At 40.0% G+C, this 18,339-nt stretch carries 22 protein-coding genes; 6 read left to right on the top strand and 16 right to left on the bottom strand.

Going from position 1 to position 18,339, the window contains the following annotated elements; all coding sequences use genetic code 11:
* The first annotated feature begins 40 nt into the window (after positions 1–40).
* The 5 genes from narQ to rpoH all read left to right on the top strand — a co-directional run bounded on the left by narQ (position 41) and on the right by rpoH (position 5,133).
* Positions 41–1,744 (top strand): nitrate/nitrite two-component system sensor histidine kinase NarQ, encoded by a 1,704-nt coding sequence (gene narQ / locus L4F93_RS05085; protein ID WP_250351409.1) that lies wholly within the window; start codon positions 41–43, stop codon positions 1,742–1,744.
* 15 nt (positions 1,745–1,759) lie between these two features.
* Positions 1,760–2,794: a UDP-N-acetylmuramate dehydrogenase gene (gene murB, locus L4F93_RS05080; RefSeq protein ID WP_250351408.1), complete on the top strand. Its 1,035-nt coding sequence runs from the start codon at positions 1,760–1,762 to the stop codon at positions 2,792–2,794.
* Between the two features lie 33 nt (positions 2,795–2,827).
* Positions 2,828–3,151 (top strand): DUF2322 family protein, encoded by a 324-nt coding sequence (locus L4F93_RS05075; RefSeq protein WP_250351407.1) that lies wholly within the window; start codon positions 2,828–2,830, stop codon positions 3,149–3,151.
* Entirely contained in the window at positions 3,151–4,101 is a 951-nt protein-coding gene (tehA, locus tag L4F93_RS05070) for a dicarboxylate transporter/tellurite-resistance protein TehA (protein WP_250351406.1), read from the top strand. The genes L4F93_RS05075 and tehA overlap by 1 nt, the downstream gene beginning before the upstream one ends.
* Positions 4,102–4,287: 186 nt before the next feature.
* The gene (rpoH, locus tag L4F93_RS05065) at positions 4,288–5,133 is read left to right on the top strand and encodes an RNA polymerase sigma factor RpoH (RefSeq protein ID WP_250351631.1); all 846 of its coding nucleotides are present in this window, start codon (positions 4,288–4,290) and stop codon (positions 5,131–5,133) included.
* Positions 5,134–5,564: 431 nt separating this feature from the next.
* Here rpoH and lptD read toward each other — a convergent pair whose 3' ends face one another.
* Entirely contained in the window at positions 5,565–7,910 is a 2,346-nt protein-coding gene (gene lptD / locus L4F93_RS05060) for an LPS assembly protein LptD (protein WP_250351405.1), read from the bottom strand.
* A 65-nt stretch (positions 7,911–7,975) separates the two neighbouring features.
* Positions 7,976–8,533: a DNA-3-methyladenine glycosylase I gene (locus L4F93_RS05055; RefSeq protein ID WP_250351630.1), complete on the bottom strand. Its 558-nt coding sequence runs from the start codon at positions 8,531–8,533 to the stop codon at positions 7,976–7,978.
* Positions 8,534–8,698: 165 nt separating this feature from the next.
* Between L4F93_RS05055 and tal the strand changes: the two genes are divergently transcribed.
* Positions 8,699–9,652 carry a transaldolase gene (gene tal / locus L4F93_RS05050; RefSeq protein WP_250351404.1) on the top strand — a complete coding sequence of 318 codons (954 nt, stop codon included), beginning with the start codon at positions 8,699–8,701 and terminating at the stop codon, positions 9,650–9,652.
* Positions 9,653–9,839: 187 nt separating this feature from the next.
* On the opposite strand, the gene L4F93_RS05045 is transcribed toward tal, so the two are convergent.
* The 14 genes from L4F93_RS05045 to pckA form a co-directional block, all read right to left on the bottom strand.
* Positions 9,840–10,802, bottom strand: a complete 963-nt coding sequence (locus L4F93_RS05045; RefSeq protein ID WP_326938206.1) for an asparaginase — start codon at positions 10,800–10,802, stop codon at positions 9,840–9,842.
* Positions 10,803–10,976: 174 nt separating this feature from the next.
* Entirely contained in the window at positions 10,977–11,231 is a 255-nt protein-coding gene (gene rpsQ / locus L4F93_RS05040; RefSeq protein WP_250351402.1) for a 30S ribosomal protein S17, read from the bottom strand.
* The gene (gene rpmC / locus L4F93_RS05035) at positions 11,231–11,422 is read right to left on the bottom strand and encodes a 50S ribosomal protein L29 (RefSeq protein WP_017805230.1); all 192 of its coding nucleotides are present in this window, start codon (positions 11,420–11,422) and stop codon (positions 11,231–11,233) included. Before rpmC ends, rpsQ begins: the two co-directional genes overlap by 1 nt.
* Positions 11,422–11,832 carry a 50S ribosomal protein L16 gene (gene rplP / locus L4F93_RS05030; protein ID WP_103853558.1) on the bottom strand — a complete coding sequence of 137 codons (411 nt, stop codon included), beginning with the start codon at positions 11,830–11,832 and terminating at the stop codon, positions 11,422–11,424. The genes rpmC and rplP overlap by 1 nt, the downstream gene beginning before the upstream one ends.
* Positions 11,833–11,845: 13 nt before the next feature.
* On the bottom strand, positions 11,846–12,550 hold the full coding sequence (gene rpsC, locus L4F93_RS05025; protein ID WP_250351401.1) for a 30S ribosomal protein S3: 705 nt from the start codon (positions 12,548–12,550) through the stop codon (positions 11,846–11,848).
* An 18-nt stretch (positions 12,551–12,568) separates the two neighbouring features.
* Positions 12,569–12,901: a 50S ribosomal protein L22 gene (gene rplV / locus L4F93_RS05020; RefSeq protein ID WP_250351400.1), complete on the bottom strand. Its 333-nt coding sequence runs from the start codon at positions 12,899–12,901 to the stop codon at positions 12,569–12,571.
* A gap of 10 nt (positions 12,902–12,911) precedes the next feature.
* A complete protein-coding gene (rpsS, locus tag L4F93_RS05015) occupies positions 12,912–13,187 on the bottom strand; it encodes a 30S ribosomal protein S19 (protein ID WP_005539416.1) in 276 nt (91 codons plus the stop codon).
* A 25-nt stretch (positions 13,188–13,212) separates the two neighbouring features.
* Complete coding sequence (gene rplB / locus L4F93_RS05010; protein ID WP_103853556.1) at positions 13,213–14,034, bottom strand: 50S ribosomal protein L2; 822 nt, start codon at positions 14,032–14,034, stop codon at positions 13,213–13,215.
* Positions 14,035–14,055: 21 nt separating this feature from the next.
* Complete coding sequence (rplW, locus tag L4F93_RS05005) at positions 14,056–14,358, bottom strand: 50S ribosomal protein L23 (protein WP_035687397.1); 303 nt, start codon at positions 14,356–14,358, stop codon at positions 14,056–14,058.
* Complete coding sequence (gene rplD, locus L4F93_RS05000; RefSeq protein ID WP_250351399.1) at positions 14,355–14,957, bottom strand: 50S ribosomal protein L4; 603 nt, start codon at positions 14,955–14,957, stop codon at positions 14,355–14,357. Before rplD ends, rplW begins: the two co-directional genes overlap by 4 nt.
* Positions 14,958–14,972: 15 nt before the next feature.
* A complete protein-coding gene (gene rplC / locus L4F93_RS04995; protein WP_035687403.1) occupies positions 14,973–15,602 on the bottom strand; it encodes a 50S ribosomal protein L3 in 630 nt (209 codons plus the stop codon).
* Positions 15,603–15,618: 16 nt separating this feature from the next.
* Complete coding sequence (rpsJ, locus tag L4F93_RS04990; protein WP_001181005.1) at positions 15,619–15,930, bottom strand: 30S ribosomal protein S10; 312 nt, start codon at positions 15,928–15,930, stop codon at positions 15,619–15,621.
* A 244-nt stretch (positions 15,931–16,174) separates the two neighbouring features.
* Positions 16,175–16,492 carry a met regulon transcriptional regulator MetJ gene (gene metJ, locus L4F93_RS04985; RefSeq protein ID WP_250351398.1) on the bottom strand — a complete coding sequence of 106 codons (318 nt, stop codon included), beginning with the start codon at positions 16,490–16,492 and terminating at the stop codon, positions 16,175–16,177.
* Between the two features lie 186 nt (positions 16,493–16,678).
* Positions 16,679–18,295 (bottom strand): phosphoenolpyruvate carboxykinase (ATP), encoded by a 1,617-nt coding sequence (gene pckA / locus L4F93_RS04980; RefSeq protein WP_250351397.1) that lies wholly within the window; start codon positions 18,293–18,295, stop codon positions 16,679–16,681.
* Positions 18,296–18,339: the final 44 nt, after the last annotated feature.

Here is an 18,339-nt window from a genome sequence, read left to right as displayed (position 1 = left end):
AATGCTGGAAGATTAGAATTATATTTGATACTAAAAATTCGTGAAAATAAGAAAACACTCTGTTGCCACCAAAATTGCTAATTACTTGCTACTTATTATTATTTTTGCAACGGTGATTAGTGTATTAAGTTTAATTATTATGCTAAGTAATAAATCTGATGCCGAATTAATCAATATATCCGGTTCATTACGAATGCAAAGTTATCGTATTTTATACGAAATGGAACATGCACCTGAGTTAGTGTCAAAAAATTTACTTCAATACCGTTCCACCTTACATTCCTCTACCTTAACGGATATTAACCATCAGTTTTTTATGCCCAATGATATTAAGCAGGCTTATCAACATCTGATTGTACGTTGGAAGGAAATGGAGAATTATGCCAAACAAATGAATTATCCTTCCTATCAAAAAGAAGTAGCAAACTACGTTGCTGAAGTGAACCAATTTGTTGAAGATTTACAACATTTTGCTGAGAAAAAACTTTATCTTGCAGTATATTGCATTCTTTTTGCAATGCTTTCTATTGTCGCAATGGTGTCTTATGTGGTGTGGTTTACCAAAAAACAAATGGTAAAACCGTTGGAAAAATTAGCCTTAGCAAGTACCCAAGTGCAAATTGGGCAATTCAACCACATTCCACTAGATAGTAATAATAATGATGAAATCGGACGACTTGCGTTAGTTTTTACCCAAATGGCGAGTGATTTGAAAAAGCTGTATGCAGGGCTGGAAGAAAAGGTCAATGAGAAAACACAAAAATTGAGCCAAGCTAACCGCTCTCTTTCAATGCTTTACCAATGTTCTCAATTAGTTACCACGAATAATATCGATCCTACGTTACTCAAGCAAGTCTTAAAACAAATAAAAGTCAATGAACATTTACGCTATATCGAATTACTGGTATATGGCGCAGAACATTGGAATATCCAGCTCGGTGAGAAAGAAGCCCCACTCTCGACACAACAAATGGAACTTTGTGTTGAAGGGGATAAACTTGGGCGACTATCTTGGCAAGCGGGGCTGCCTTGCCCTGATTTACGCACAATGCAAAATGTCTCACAAATGTTGAGCCGTTCACTGTATTTTCACTATACGCAACGTCAGCAACAACAGCTTTTATTAATGGAAGAGCGGTCAATTATTGCACGAGAATTACACGATTCATTGGCACAAGTGCTGGCGTATTTACAAATTCAACTCACCTTGCTAAAGCACAATCTGAACAAGGATGGCGAGCAAAATAAAGAAAAAAGCCTGACAATTATTCGTGATTTTGAACAAGCCTTAAATGATGGTTATGTTCAACTGCGCGAATTGCTTGCCACCTTCCGTTTAACGGTGCAAGAAGCAAATTTACAGCTTGCACTTGAACAAGTGATTGACTCTTTACGCAATCAAACAACAATGAAAATGCGCGTGGAATGTAGTTTGCCGTCTCACACTTTCAATGCGCAACAGCTCGTACACGCCTTGCAAATTGTCCGCGAGGCAGCATTAAATGCGATTAAACATTCTCAAGGTACAGAAATTGAAGTGGTTGCTCACACCAATGAAGACGGAGAATATGAGCTGTTGGTGCGCGATAATGGCGTGGGTATTCCTAGCCTCGATGAACCAGCTGGGCATTACGGTTTAAATATAATGAATGAACGCAGCGCCCAACTCAATGCTATACTAAGCATCAATAATCGCCCTGAAGGCGGTACAGAAGTGAAAATGACACTGCCAAATAAATTATAGACGTTAAGGAATAAAATGGAAAATCTTCAACCATTTCATACATTTGGAATAAATGCGCAAGCAAAAATGGTAAAAAAAATCACCGCACTTGAACAAATCCTCCCTCTTTGGCAAGAAGCCCAACAGCAACAGCTTCCCGTGCTTTTTCTTGGGCAAGGTAGCAATGTGTTATTTGTGGAAGATTTTAACGGAATCGTACTGATAAACGCATTAAAAGGCATTGAACATCACCAAGATGAGCACTTTCATTATCTTCACGTCCAAGGGGGCGAAAATTGGCACGAGCTGGTTCAGTGGAGCTTGGAACAAGGTATTTATGGTTTGGAAAATTTGGCATTAATCCCCGGCTGTGTCGGCTCCGCCCCAATCCAGAATATCGGTGCTTACGGGGTAGAATTTAAAGATCTGTGCGATTATGTAGAGGTACTTAACCTTAATACAGGCGAAATCTTCCGTTTAAACAAGGCTGAATGTCAATTTGGCTACCGTGAAAGCCTCTTCAAACATCAATATAAAGAGGGGTATATGATTGTTGCAGTCGGATTAAAATTAGCTAAAGATTGGCAGCCTGTATTAAGTTATGGCACCCTTTCGCGTTTTGATCCTGCCACGGTAAAAGCCGAAGACATTTTCAATGAAGTCTCTACGGTACGCCGTGCGAAGTTGCCTAATCCACAAGAATTCGGCAACGCAGGAAGTTTTTTCAAAAACCCCGTTATTTCCAGCGCACTTTTTGCACAATTAAAACACCAATACCCCGAGATACCGAACTATCCGCAGCCAGATGGCACGGTGAAGTTAGCCGCCGGTTGGCTGATTGATCAATGTGGCTTAAAAGGCTATCAACTTGGTGGTGCGGCAGTGCATCAAAATCAAGCGTTGGTACTGATCAATAAGGCACAAGCAAGTGGTAAAGATGTGGCAAACCTTGCCCATCATATTCGTCAAACTGTGGCAGAAAAATTTGCGGTGTATTTACAACCTGAAGTTCGTTTTGTCGGTGCAAAAGGCGAAATTGACAGCGAACAATTTATTTCATCGCAACATTAATCATTATTCTCATTTAACTAAAAAGGAAACAAAATGGATTTCAAAACAATTTTAGAAACGTTACCTACTATCGATCACCTTTCGGGCTTAAGCGTATTTGACGGTGAAACACCACTTCATCACATTCCTGCCATTGCTGGCAAACTTGGCTCATTACGCGTGTATCATGCCCTTGCGCAAGAATTTAACGGAAAATTAGACCGCACTTGCGCAGAGAAAGGCTTACAACTTTTTGCTGAACATACCGCGGATGCGAAACAATTCCCCGGTAAACACCCCAATATTGATTTATTGTTTGCTATGATAACAGAAGGAAAAGAATACCGCCTTGTACCTGAAATAGCAGAGGGAAAATAATGTCGCAAGCCAAGCCTTTTCCTATTGGGGTAAACTATTTCAGTATTGTATTGGGCATTTCTGCCCTCGGTTTAGCGTGGCGTTATAGTGCTAATGTGTTGGCTGTGCCAACGCTTATCGCAGAAACCTTGATCGGCTTTGCAGCCTTGCTTTGGGGACTACTATTTTCGATTTATGTGTATAAATGGATACGCTATCCCACCCAAGCTAAAGCCGAATTGCATCACCCAATTTTAGGTTGTTTTGTTAGCCTGATCCCAATTACACTTTTATTAATCGCGATGGGATTATCACCTTATAGTAAAGGATTGGCACAATATTTAGCTGGGCTTGGCATTGTGGCACAACTTGCATTTTCTACCTACCGTTACGGTGGATTATGGCGTGGTATTCATCCGCAAGATGCCACGACCCCTGTGCTATATTTGCCAACCGTCGCAGCAAATTTCGTCAGTGCAACGGCATTAGGCTTATTAGGTTATTCAGAATTAGGAATGTTATTTTTCGGTGCAGGAGTGATTGCGTGGATTATTCTTGAACCCGCCGTGCAACAACGTTTACGCAATTTAACTGAATTGCCAACAGTAATTCGTCCAACGATTGGTATCCAACTTGCGCCTGCTTTTGTTTGCTGTTCAGCCTATCTTGCCTTAAATGGCGGTCATATTGATTGGATAGTGAAAAGTTTGATCGGATACGGCCTGCTACAATTATTATTTTTAATTCGCCTACTACCTTGGATCGGCAAACAATTCCGTCTCACTTATTGGGCCTTTTCATTTGGCTTAGCCTCAATGGCTGGAGTAGGCATTCGTCTTTACGGCAAAGGTGAGAACCTCAGCCTTGCCCTACAACATTTAGGTTTAACGATGTTCATCATTGCCAGCTTGTGCATCGGATTTCTCATTGTGGCAACACTTAGATTAGTCATAACAAAGCAAATTCCCTAGCTTTGCAATTGACTAAAATAGATTTATTTTATTGCGTAAAAATTTAATCAAAAGAAATGAACTTTCTGATCCCACAATAGTCTAAATTTACAAGAAAAGGATAAATTAATCGTTATAATCGATTGACCTTATAATAAATTATGTTATAAATAGACCCAAATTGGGCATAAAATAAGAAGGAATATGATGAACAAAGATACACAAGCTCTAATGTTAGTTCCTCAAGGCAGCTTAGAAGGCTATATCCGTGCTGCAAACGAATATCCTATGCTAAGTGCAGAGGAAGAAAAGGAATTAGCGGAACGTTTGTATTATAAAGAGGATCTTGAGGCAGCCAAAAAATTGATTTTGTCTCATCTTCGCTTTGTGATCCACGTTGCGCGTGGTTATTCTGGTTATGGATTGCCACAAGCGGATTTAATTCAAGAAGGTAACATTGGCTTAATGAAAGCGGTAAAACGCTTTAACCCTGAAGTGGGCGTTCGCCTTGTTTCCTTTGCTGTACATTGGATTAAAGCAGAAATTCACGAATATGTACTACGTAACTGGCGTATCGTCAAAGTGGCAACGACGAAAGCACAACGTAAATTGTTCTTTAACCTACGCAAAACTAAACAATGCTTAGGTTGGTTCAATGATAATGAAGTGGATATGGTGGCTGAGGAACTAGGCGTATCAAAACAAGATGTCATTGAAATGGAAAGCCGTATGACAGGGGCAGATGTTGGCTTTGATCTGTCTAATGATGACGATGATGAAAGTTATGCTCCAGCGCTTTATCTTGAGGATAGAAACTCAAATTTTGCCGCAGAATTAGAAAATGAAAATTACGAAACCCAAGCCGCAGATCAGGTTGCCGCAGCGCTTGAAGGTTTAGATGAACGTAGCCAAGATATTATCAAAGCACGTTGGTTAGATGAAAATAAAGCAACGCTACAAGATTTAGCTGCGAAATATAATATTTCCGCTGAACGTGTTCGCCAGCTTGAAACCAATGCACTGAAAAAACTTAAAAGTGCGGTAACGTTCTAAAGCCAAACAATATAAAAAGCACTGGATTACATCAGTGCTTTTTCAGTTATTTTCTTTACATTTTCCCATTACCCATCCTAAATACGAAGAAAAATCAATGACGACTGCTATTGCTCCTTAAAAACAAATCTTGACAGTTTCTATGTAACTCTCACATTCTTAGGAACTTAAATTCCGTTACCCACCATTTTAGGTTTGAGTAATAAACCATTTACTGACGCTTCTCAAGAACCTACAACTATTAGCTTATAACATCTAAATGACCTATTCCAAAATATAAAATAGGGATATTCCGTGCTAAATAACAGATTATTTGAACTGCTAAGTTTTATTACGTAATACAAAAAGTCTGCACCTTAATAAATTGCTTGTTGATTCCAACTTTTAAGATGCAGCTAAAACAATCTATTTTTTACTTTCTTATGATTACTTTAATATAGGCTAAATGATTGAATATAAGGCAATTTTCCTGCTTTTAGCATTTTTTCAATGCCGCTGCGGTGATCGGTGGTGCCTAAGCCACGTAACTCAAAGTTTACCCCAAAACTATGATCGTAAAGCACTTCGTTTGACGTTTGTCCTTCTTTGCTTGTTACATAACGGCGTGCGCCCACTCCCACCGACCAACAGCAGGTGTTGTATTTTACCCCGAGATATTGCTCAACAGGCTTTTTCAAGGCTAGATCTTGGTAATAATGTCCAACCACTGCCCATTTGTCCGCAATTTCCCACGCTGCCACTAAACCAAGCTGTTTAATGTCTTGATTATACGCATTTGCACCAGTGAGATTTTGGTCAATATATTGCTGGCTGGCATAGCGATAACTTAATTGAACGAGGTTATTACCACTTGGATTAAATTCTAATACAGTATTTGCCAAAGAAGTTTGATGCAAGCTTGTATCATATTGGTAACTTGCACGCCAGTTCCATTGTTTATTAATTCGCCAATTGGTTTCTAATGACCAAGAGGAGGTGGAACGATCACTACTGTTGTTTGAGTTATTATCAATCCTTGAATCACTGAGGTAATAAATTTGCCCTAAAGAGAGGTTAAAACGTTCATTTCCTTCTTTATCATAAAAACGCGTTGTTCCCCCGAGGGTAAACTGATTCGCTGAGGCAATGCGGTCTAATCCACTATAACGGCGATCACGGAACAAGGAAAAATAATCTTGTTGCAATAATGCGGAATCATAACCAAAACCAAGATATTGGCTATTTAATTTTGAACCGATATTGCTTTGGTCCTTATAAGGGCGATAAAGATATTGAATATGCGGCTCAATCGTTTGTGTATAGCCATCAAACAAGGTTTCTTTGCTTGCAAGTAAGGTTTGAAAATCAACCTTCACTTGTGGCAAGACACGGGTTACCGAGCGTTCAACCTCTTCCGCATTTTGCCCTTTTCCTTTTGTTTGATTATAGTGAGTTGCGTAAAGTTTTGTTTCAATATTCACACTGCCGTAACGGTTCGTAAGCGGAATATTAAGGCTTGGTTCAAGATGATAACGCCAAGCTTTCGGCATTAAGGCACTGTCATTCTCAAAACGCGAAATTTGTGAGAATACGCGAAAATCCATTAAGCCGTTGGCAAGTCCATCGCGATAATAATTAAAATCTAATTGTGGAAAAACACGATAAGGTCCGATATCCACATCGTCAAACACTTGGAACTGTTTCGCTGATAAAGCGAAATTGTAGTTCGGCTGATAGTAAGCAATACGGAAATTTTGATCGGCATAACCGTCTGTACTGCTCCCATAAGCAGAATCAAAATCAGAGAAATAACGTTTATCGCTTACCCTTGTGTAATCCACATTTAAACGCCAATTTTCTAAGAAACTGGAACTATGTCGCCAGTGGAATAAATGACGAGAGCGGTTGTCTCCTTGGTAATCATCATAGCGATCACGTGCTAAATATTCTCCTGCAATTAGTCCCTCACCAATTTGCGTGAGATAACGTGTTTCACCGTTAAATTGCCAGCCTCGTTTTGACATATATTTTGGTGTTACGGTCATATCAAAATTGGGGGCAATGTTCCAATAAATTGGCTGTGCATACGAATAACCATCACGGCTAGACATTCCCACATTTGGAATTAACAAACCAGAACGGCGACGATCGCCGATAGGAAGTTGCAAATAAGGGGTATAGAAAATCGGCACGCCATGTACTTTAAAGCGTGCGTGCCACATTTCGGCGTATTCTTCTTGGATATGCTGACGCATTTCACTTGCTTCAATCGACCAACTATTATCATCAGGCAAACAAGACGTAAAAGTCGCATTTTTAAGTAAGCGATAATCATTGCGTAGCTCAACGTGTTGTGCATTACCTCGCCCTTGACGCCCAACAAATTGGTAATCTGCGCCCTCTACATCCGCATCTTTATTATTCAAGTTTATCTTGGCAGAATGCCCTGACAAATTGATAAGATTATCTTTATAATCAAACCCCTTTTGGGCATAGGCAAAACGCTGTACATTAGCCCCTTCGCCACGTTGAACAATTTCTGCAATTTGGGTAGTTAAATGGCGATTACCCTGTTTAATCTCAACATCACCCTCATAACGCGCACTAACAGGCTGATTTAATTCTGCGCGATCTGCCTCGATATAAACAGGCAATTGGTTTGGATCGCCCTGCACCACCTCACCTTGAAACTGTGGTACGCCAGCTAAGCATTGCTGCTGTAAACTTGCCCAACTTGGTACACCATAAAGTGCGGTCAAAATTGAGAAAGAAAGCATCGTGTAGTAATTTTTTTTCATTAATAACCCATTTTTTAAGGTGTGAAATTAAGCCGATTATAAAGAAAAATGATGAAAAAAGCATTTTATTTATACTTACAAAAACAGCTATTCAGATGATCGTTTACCAGCCCCATAGATTGCATAAAAGCATAACAAGTGGTCTCTCCAACAAAGACAAAACTACGTTTTTTTAAAGCCTTTGAAAGCTGTTTTGAAACCGCTGTCTTCGCTGGCACTGCGGATAAATCAGGGACATCATTTATTTGTGGCTGGTGATTAACAAAGGCCCAAATAAAATCGCTAAAATTTTCACCGCACTTTTGCATGGCTAAATAGGCTTTTGCATTCTTTACAATTGCCTCTAATTTCGCACGATGACGAATAAGCCCAGCATTTTGCATTCTCTCATCAATATCTTGTGCCGTCATTTGCGCAATCTTTTCAGGATTAAAGTGAAAAAATGCCTGACGATACTGTTCCCGTTTTTTCAAAACGGTAATCCACGAAAGCCCTGCTTGCTGTCCTTCTAAACAAATTTTCTCAAATAATTTCAGACTATCATATTCTGGCTTGCCCCATTCATTATCGTGATAATCTTGATAAATAGACGAGCCTTCTGCCCAACTGCAACGTGTTTTCATCATTCATTCCTTATATTGTGATCAGGATCACAGATTTTCTTTTCCTCATTCATTGAATTTAATTTAGAATCTACCTATTAATACTAGAGCTAAAATAGCTATATGCTCATCAATAAGATGTGATATTGTATTCCAACTTAACCAACAATCAAATTAGAGGTAAATATGACAACACAATTAGACGCATTACGCGAAATGACCGTAGTTGTGGCAGATACAGGAGATATCGAAGCCATTAAAACCTACCAACCACAAGATGCCACCACGAACCCATCACTCATTTTAAGCGCCTCCGCATTGCCTCAATATGCGCCGTTAATTGACGAAGCCATAGCCTATGGCAAAAGCAAAAGTGCTGACAAAGCACAGCAACTTATTGATGCCGAAGATAAATTAGCGGTAAATATCGGTTTAGAAATTCTTAAAATCGTACCCGGACGCATTTCTACCGAAGTGGATGCACGTCTTTCTTACAATACCCAAGCCACTGTTGAAAAAGCACGTAAATTAATCGCACTTTATAATGAAGCTGGGGTTTCCAATGATCGTATTTTAATTAAAATTGCCTCCACTTGGCAGGGTATCCGTGCAGCAGAAATTCTTGAAAAAGAAGGCATTAACTGTAACTTAACCCTCTTATTCTCAGAAGCCCAAGCTCGTGCTTGTGCTGAAGCGGGGGTATACTTAATTTCACCATTCGTCGGTCGTATTCTTGACTGGTACAAAGCCAACAGCGATAAAAAAGAATATGCACCAGCAGAAGATCCCGGTGTGATTTCAGTAACTAAAATTTACAACTATTACAAACAACACGGCTATCAAACCGTAGTAATGGGCGCAAGTTTCCGTAATGTGGGCGAAATTACTGAACTTGCCGGTTGCGATCGCTTAACCATTGCTCCTGCTTTATTAAAAGAATTACAAGAAAATAACACCGCACTTGCTCGCAAACTAGAATATAAAGGTGAAGTGAAAGCTAAGCCACAACCACTTACAGAAAGTGAGTTCTACTGGCAACATAACAGCGATCCAATGGCTGTCGAAAAACTGGCTGAAGGTATCCGTAAATTTGCCATTGACCAAGAAAAATTAGAAGCGATGTTATTGGCGAAGTTCTAATCTCCTCTCAATAAGACAAAGCTCCAACTCACTGGGGCTTTTGCTATATATGAAAATTCTGCCAAAAATCTCACCGCACTTTTAATACTTGTAATGGGACAAACGCAAAACATTCGACCGCTTTTAGCGGTTTCTTACAATGTGTCTCACCACAATAAAGTGCGGTGCAAATGTTAAACTTTTTTCTTTATCCTTCCATATAGCTTTTTAGTGCCTCGCCTTGCAATCCTGCATTCAGCGCGATGAGTAATTTTAAGCGAGCTTTCGGGGCATTCAGTTCTTTCACAAACATTACGCCCTGTTCCTGCAAACTTGCCCCACCGCCATCATAACCATAAACCGGCTCAGCAATACCGTTAAAACAACGAGAAACTAACGCAACAGGAATATTATGAGCTAGCAATCGCTGTAATCCTTTCGCAGCTTGCGGTGGAATATTTCCTGCCCCTAATGCTTCAATCACTAAGCCGTCCAATTGTTGCAAATCTAATTGCTCAAACAGCCAGCTATCCATTCCCGCATAAGTTTTGATGACTTGCACATTTCCACTCACTGTTTCTAAATCAAAACGCACGCGAGGCTCGGCGGTTTTGAAAAAGAGAATATCTTTTTTCATAATCACCCCCAAAGGACCGTGAGTGGGTGTTTGAAAGGTGGAAACATTAGTGGTATGGGTTTTGGTTACATATTTCGCCGCGTGAATTTCATCATTCATAACAACTAACACGCCTTTATCTGCGCTTTTCTCAAAAACTGCCACGCGCAATGCAGAAAGGTAATTATAAATGCCATCACTGCCTAACTCATTATTTGAACGCATTGCTCCCGTAATGACGATAGGTATTTTAGGAAGTTGCATTGTATCAAGAAAATAAGCCGTTTCTTCCAGTGTATCCGTCCCGTGTGTAATCACCACACCATCATAATTTTGTGCCTCTTGCTTAATTTTCTGGCTTAGGGCAAGCATATGTTCAAGGCGAATATGCGGGCTGGGTAAGTTGAGAAAATCCACCGATTCCACTTCAACATTATGTAAATCCAAACCGACTTTGGTCATAGGATTACGGCTATTTGGCGTCACTTTTCCACTGCTATCCGCGTGCATTGAAATTGTGCCTCCTGTGTGGAGGACGAGGAGTTTTTTCATTATTATTTGATCTATAGGTTATTTTAATTACGCTATTTTAGCATAGCTATCAACAAAAAATTTTTACAACCTTCACATAAATAAAAGAGCGGTCAAAATTTTTATTATTTTTATCAACAAAAAAGCCAATGGTATTCACCATTGGCTATTATTTTATTTAAAGCGATAACTAATAAATTAGATTACTGCTTTTTCAACAACGCGAACCAAAGTATGTGATTTAGTTTTTGAAAGAGGACGACATTCCTTAATTTCAACAACATCACCTAATTTTGCTTCGTTATTTTCATCGTGCACATGTAATTTAGTTGTACGACGGATAAATTTACCATAAAGAGGGTGTTTCACTTTGCGTTCAATTGCAACTGTGAATGATTTATCCATTTTGTCGCTAATTACACGACCTTGCACAGTACGAATTTTATCAGTCATTACTCACCCGCCTTCTCGGTTAATACAGTTTTCACTTGTGCAATACTGCGACGCACTTGTTTTAACTGATGGGTTTGTTGAAGCTGACCGGTGGCTGCTTGCATACGCAATTTGAATTGCTCACCTAACAAGTTAACCAATTCAGCATTCAGCTCTTCAACAGTTTTTGTACGTAGTTCTTGAGCTTTCATTACATCACCGTTTTAGTTACGAATGTGGTCTTAATTGGCAATTTAGCCGCTGCAAGTGCAAATGCATTTCTTGCTAGCTCTTCAGACACACCATCCATTTCATAAAGTACTTTACCCGGCTGGATTAAAGCTACCCAGTATTCAACGTTACCTTTACCTTTACCCATACGGACTTCTAATGGTTTTTCAGTAATTGGTTTATCTGGAAAAACACGGATCCAGATTTTACCTTGACGTTTAATCGCACGAGTCATCGCACGACGTGCTGCCTCAATTTGGCGAGCTGTTAAACGACCACGGCCAACTGCTTTCAAACCGAAGGTACCGAAGCTAACTTCTGTACCACCTGCAATTCCACGGTTACGACCTTTTTGGACTTTACGGAATTTTGTACGTTTTGGTTGCAACATTTAGCAATTCTCCTTACTTACGACCTTTACCACGTGGCTTTTTAGGCGTGGTAGGTTGTTGTTCTGGTTGTTGTGCAATTGCAGCCATTCCACCAAGAATTTCACCTTTGAAGATCCACACTTTAACGCCGATTACGCCGTATGTAGTATGTGCTTCAGCAGTGTTATAATCGATGTCCGCACGTAGTGTATGTAATGGCACACGACCTTCACGATACCACTCTGAACGAGCAATCTCTGCACCACCTAAACGACCGCTAACTTCAACTTTGATACCTTTGGCACCTAAACGCATTGCATTTTGTACCGCACGTTTCATTGCACGACGGAACATTACTCGACGTTCAAGTTGAGAAGCGATGCTATCTGCAACTAATTTCGCATCTAATTCAGGTTTTTTCACTTCAGCGATGTTGATTTGAGCTGGAACACCTGCGATAGCTGCAACAGCGTTACGTAATTTTTCAACATCTTCGCCTTTTTTACCAATTACGATACCTGGGCGAGCTGTGTGAATTGTTACACGAATACTTTTCGCTGGACGCTCAATAGTGATGCGTGAAACGGAAGCATTCGCTAATTCTTTATTTAAGAATTGACGCACTTTGAAATCGCCGTCTAAGTTAGACGCGAAGTCTTGTGTATTCGCAAACCAAGTAGAGCTCCAAGGCTTAACAATACCTAGGCGAATACCATTTGGATGGACTTTTTGACCCATTGCTATTCCTCTACTAAATTAACGATCTGACACAACCACAGTAATGTGGCTTGTACGTTTTAAAATACGATCTGCACGACCTTTAGCACGTGGCATAACACGTTTCATACTAGGACCTTCGTCTACGAAAATCTTAGTCACTTTTAGATCATCGATATCTGCACCGTCATTATGCTCTGCATTAGCAATTGCAGACTCAAGCACTTTCTTAACAAGCGATGCTGCTTTTTTGTTAGTGAAAGTTAAAATTTCTAATGCTTGACCTACTTTTTTACCACGGATTAAATCCGCAACTAAACGAGCTTTTTGCGCTGAAGTGCGAGCGTAACGATGTTTTGCGATAGTTTCCATCTTTTACCCCTTACTTCTTAGCTTTCTTATCCGCAGCGTGTCCGCGGTAAGTACGAGTCGGTGCAAATTCACCGAGTTTATGACCAATCATTTCGTCCGATACATAAACTGGAACGTGCTGACGACCATTATGGACTGCGATGGTCAATCCGATCATTGATGGAATGATCATTGAACGACGGGACCAAGTTTTAATTGGCTTTTTATCCCCGCTTTCCACCGCCTTCTCTACCTTCTTCAACAAGTGTAGGTCAAGGAAAGGACCCTTCTTGAGAGAACGTGGCATGGCTAATCCTCTTATTTAATTAATATTATTTACCACGACGACGTACGATATATTTATCAGTACGTTTGTTATGGCGAGTTTTCTTACCTTTGGTTTGAACGCCCCAAGGAGTAACTGGGTGTTTACCGAAGTTACGACCTTCACCACCACCGTGTGGGTGATCAACAGGGTTCATTGCTGTACCACGAACTGTTGGGCGAACGCCTCTCCAGCGGTTAGCACCAGCTTTACCAAGAACGCGAAGCATATGCTCTGAATTACCCACTTCACCAATGGTTGCAGAACATTCAGCTAATACTTTACGCATTTCACCTGAGCGAAGACGTAAAGTAACATAGTTACCTTCACGCGCAATAATTTGTACATAAGCACCAGCAGAACGTGCAAGTTGTCCGCCTTTACCTGGTTTTAATTCGACGTTATGTACAGTTGAACCAACAGGGATATTACGCATTGGTAATGAGTTACCAACTTTAATTGGAGCGTTTACACCTGCTTGGATTTGATCGCCTGCGCTTAAACCTTTAGGTGCTAAGATATAACGGCGTTCACCATCTTTATAAAGCACTAAAGCAATATTTGCAGAACGATTTGGATCATATTCAAGACGCTCAACAACCGCTGGGATATCTAACTTGTTACGTTTGAAATCGATTAAACGGTAATGTTGTTTATGACCACCACCAATATGGCGAGTAGTAATACGTCCTAAATTATTACGACCACCTGTTTTAGATTTGCTATCTAATAATGGTGCGTAAGGTTTCCCTTTATGTAATTCAGGGTTTACGATTTTAACAACGTGACGACGACCAGCGGAGGTCGGCTTACATTTTACGATAGCCATTTATTTCTTTCTCCTCCGTAATTACTCTGCACCTTCAACGAAGTCAAGTGATTGACCTTCTTGAAGAGTTACATAAGCTTTTTTCCAGTCACTGCGATGTCCCATCTTAGTACCACGACGTTTAGTTTTACCTTTAACGACAACAGTACGAACAGAATCTACTTTCACTTCAAATAATTCAGCAACAGCTTTTGCAATTTCTGCTTTGTTGGCATCTAAAGCGACTTTGAAAACGATGGTGTTTGACTTCTCAGCGTTATTTGTTGCTTTCTCAGAGACGTGAGGTGCTTTTAACACTTTTAGCAAACGTTCTTGTTGAATCATGCTAACATCTCCTCAATTTGTTTCACTGCATCAACAGTTACAACCACTTTATCAAAAGCGATTAAACTGACTGGATCAATACCTTGCACATCACGTACATCAACTTTATATAAGTTACGTGCAGCTAAGAATAAATTCTCATCTAAACTTGCAGTGATGATAAGCGCGTCAGTTAACGCCATATCTTTTAATTTTTGAACTAAGGCTTTTGTTTTTGGCGCATCAATTTCGAATTTTTCAACTACAACTAAACGATCTTGACGAACAAGCTCAGATAGAATGCTTTTGATTGCACCACGGTACATTTTTTTGTTCACTTTTTGGCTGTGATCTTGTGGTTTCGCTGCAAAAGTTACACCACCAGAACGCCAAATTGGCGATTTAATATCACCAGCACGAGCGCGACCAGTACCTTTTTGACGCCAAGGTTTTTTACCTGAACCAGACACTTCAGCACGAGTTTTTTGCGCACGTGAACCTTGACGAGCACCTGCTGCATAAGCAACAACTACTTGGTGGATCAATGCTTCATTAAACTCACGTCCGAAGGTAGTTTCAGAAACAGTTAGTGCGTTTGCACCTACAACTTGTAATTCCATCTCTATCTCCTAGACTTATGCTTTAACTGCTGGTTTTACGATAACATCACTATTAGTTGCACCAGGTACAGAACCTTTAACTAATAATAAATTACGCTCAGCATCAACACGAACAACTTCAAGTGATTGAACGGTTACACGCTCAGCACCTAAGTGTCCAGCCATTTTTTTGCCTTTAAACACACGACCTGGAGTTTGGTTTTGACCAATAGAACCAAGCACACGATGTGATAAAGAGTTACCATGGCTCGCATCTTGAGTACGGAAATTCCAACGTTTAACACCACCTTGGAAACCTTTACCTTTAGATGTACCAGTAACATCAACTTTCTTAACATCTGCGAAGATGTCAACATTAATTTCTTGACCTAAAGTGAATTCTTCACCTTCAGTTGTACGAAATTCCCATAAACCGCGACCAGCTTCAACACCTGCTTTCACGAAATGGCCTGCTTCAGGCTTAGTTACACGGCTCGCTTTTTTAGAACCAGTAGTAACTTGAATTGCAGTATAGCCATCGTTTTCAAGAGTTTTAACTTGAGTTACACGGTTTGCTTGGATTTCGATAACAGTAACAGGTACAGAAACGCCATCTTCATTGAAGATACGAGTCATACCAACTTTACGACCGACTAAACCAATCATTGTCATAACCTCTTAATTAACCTAGGCTGATCTGCACGTCAACGCCGGCAGCCAAATCTAAACGCATTAATGCATCAACAGTTTTTTCTGTTGGTTCTACGATATCTACTAAACGTTTGTGAGTACGAATTTCGTATTGGTCACGTGCGTCTTTATTAACGTGTGGAGAAATCAACACGGTAAAACGTTCTTTACGCGTTGGTAAAGGAATTGGACCACGAACTTGTGCGCCAGTACGTTTAGCTGTTTCTACGATCTCCGCTGTAGATTGATCAATTAAACGATGATCAAATGCTTTTAAGCGGATACGGATTCTTTGGTTCTGCATTAGACCAGAGCTCCAATAATTTTTAGCTAAAATAAAACTGACACCATCACCTTTCATAAACTTCATTGAAAGGGAAGTGCAGTAACCTAATATTATAGTCCCCCAATCGGGGACATTTTATGTATTACAAAATCTGTAATACGCCTTTAATAAATGATTACATCAAAGGGCTTTCTAAGAAAGCGTGTGGATTATACTTAGCTCAAATAGGAATTGCAACCTATTTCTCAGCAAAATCTGAAATTTAGTATTCCCATTCTTCAGGCTTCAAGCCTAACTCACGCATCATTTTTTTCGCCTGCTCAGGTATCTCGTCGTGGCGCTCTTTTAACAAATCGTCATCGGTTGGTAACGGCTGCCCTGTAAATGCGTGCAAAAATGCCTCACATAATAATTCACTATTTGTCGCGTGACGTAAATTTTTCAGCTGACGTCTTGTCCGCTCATTAGTCAAAATTTCTAACACTTTAATTGGAATAGACACCGTAATCTTCTTTACTTGCTCACTTTTCTTACCGTGTTCTGCATAAGGACTAATATATTTACCATCCCAATTCACCATAATGACACCTTAAATCTCCACAAAAATTGTGTTTATTCTAATGAAAAATTGCTGAAATCACAATCTAGACATTAAGACTGCTAGATAGCTAGATGAATGATTAAAAATCCACAAAAAACACCGCACTTTGATTTTTCTCCAAAATCATCAGTGCGGTGTAAATTTTAGCAAATTTTTGTTATGTAATTAGGCTTTTGGTCCCGCGTTGATCAATGCTTTCCCTTCTTCGTTTGTTGCATATTTTTCAAAGTTTTTCACAAAACGCCCCGCCAAATCTTCGGCTTTCGCTTGCCATTGTGCTTTATCTGCATAAGTATCACGCGGATCTAAAATGGCCGGATCGACACCCGGCAACGCATTTGGAATGGCTAAGTTAAAGATTGGTAATTCAGACATTTCCGCACTATCAATAGCACCATCTAAAATCGCATCAATAATGCCACGAGTATCTTTAATAGAGATACGTTTACCTGTGCCATTCCAGCCTGTGTTTACAAGATATGCTTCCGCCCCCGATGCTTCCATACGTTTTACTAACACTTCTGCATATTGTGTTGGGTGAAGTGATAAGAATGCCGCCCCAAAACACGCAGAGAACGTTGGAGTTGGTTCGGTAATACCACGTTCTGTCCCCGCTAATTTCGCTGTAAAACCAGATAAGAAGTAGTATTTGGTTTGCTCTGGTGTCAATTTTGCTACTGGTGGTAACACCCCGAAAGCATCAGCGGTTAAGAAAATCACTTTTTTCGCATGACCCGCTTTAGAAACGGGTTTTACAATGTTCTCAATGTGATAGATTGGGTAAGAAACACGGGTGTTTTCTGTTTTTGATCCGTCATCATAATCCACGGAGCCATCTGCTCTCACCACCACATTTTCTAACAAAGCATCACGCTTAATTGCACGATAAATATCTGGCTCACTTTCTTCCGATAATTTGATGGTTTTAGCATAACAACCACCCTCATAGTTAAATACGCCATCATCGTCCCAACCGTGTTCATCATCACCGATCAATTGGCGTTTTGGATCTGTTGAAAGCGTGGTTTTCCCTGTACCAGATAAACCGAAGAAAATTGCCACATCACCTTCTTTGCCAACGTTGGCAGAACAGTGCATTGAGGCGATACCTTTAAGCGGAAGGAAATAATTCATCATTGAGAACATTCCTTTTTTCATTTCACCGCCGTACCAAGTTCCACCAATTAGTTGAATACCTTCTGTAATATTAAACGCCACAAAGTTTTCAGAATTTAAGCCTTGTTCTTTCCAATTTGGATTAGTCACTTTAGACCCATTCATTACCACAAAATCTGGTTTAAAGTTCGCTAATTCAGCAGCAGATGGGCGGATAAACATATTCGTTACAAAGTGGGCTTGCCACGCAACTTCAGTGATAATACGCACCGCTAAACGGGTATCTGGATTTGCCCCACAGAACGCATCCACCACAAACAGACGTTTGCTAGAAAGTTGTTTGGTGACTAATTCTTTTAAACTTTGCCAAGTGGCTTGATTCATTGGTTTGTTATCGTTTTTCGCCGCATCACTTGTCCACCATACGGTATCTTTGGTTTTTTCATCTAAAACAATATATTTATCTTTTGGCGAACGTCCGGTAAAAATCCCCGTATCCACAGCGACTGCCCCCGATTTTGTTACCGTACCTTTTTCAAATCCCTCTAGGCCTTCTTTGGTTTCTTCCTTGAATAATTGTTCATAGCTTGGGTTATAAACGACTTCTTTTACATCATAAATGCCTAACTCACCAAGTTCTTCAACTAATTTAGTTACATCTGTCATAATACACCTCAATTAAAAGTTAATATTTAAAATTAAAAGGAAAG

This window comes from Avibacterium sp. 20-132 (genome assembly GCF_023611925.1).
GTDB lineage: Bacteria > Pseudomonadota > Gammaproteobacteria > Enterobacterales > Pasteurellaceae > Avibacterium.
Note: the sequence above shows the minus strand (reverse complement) of the source record. Positions and strands in the feature narration are given on the sequence as shown.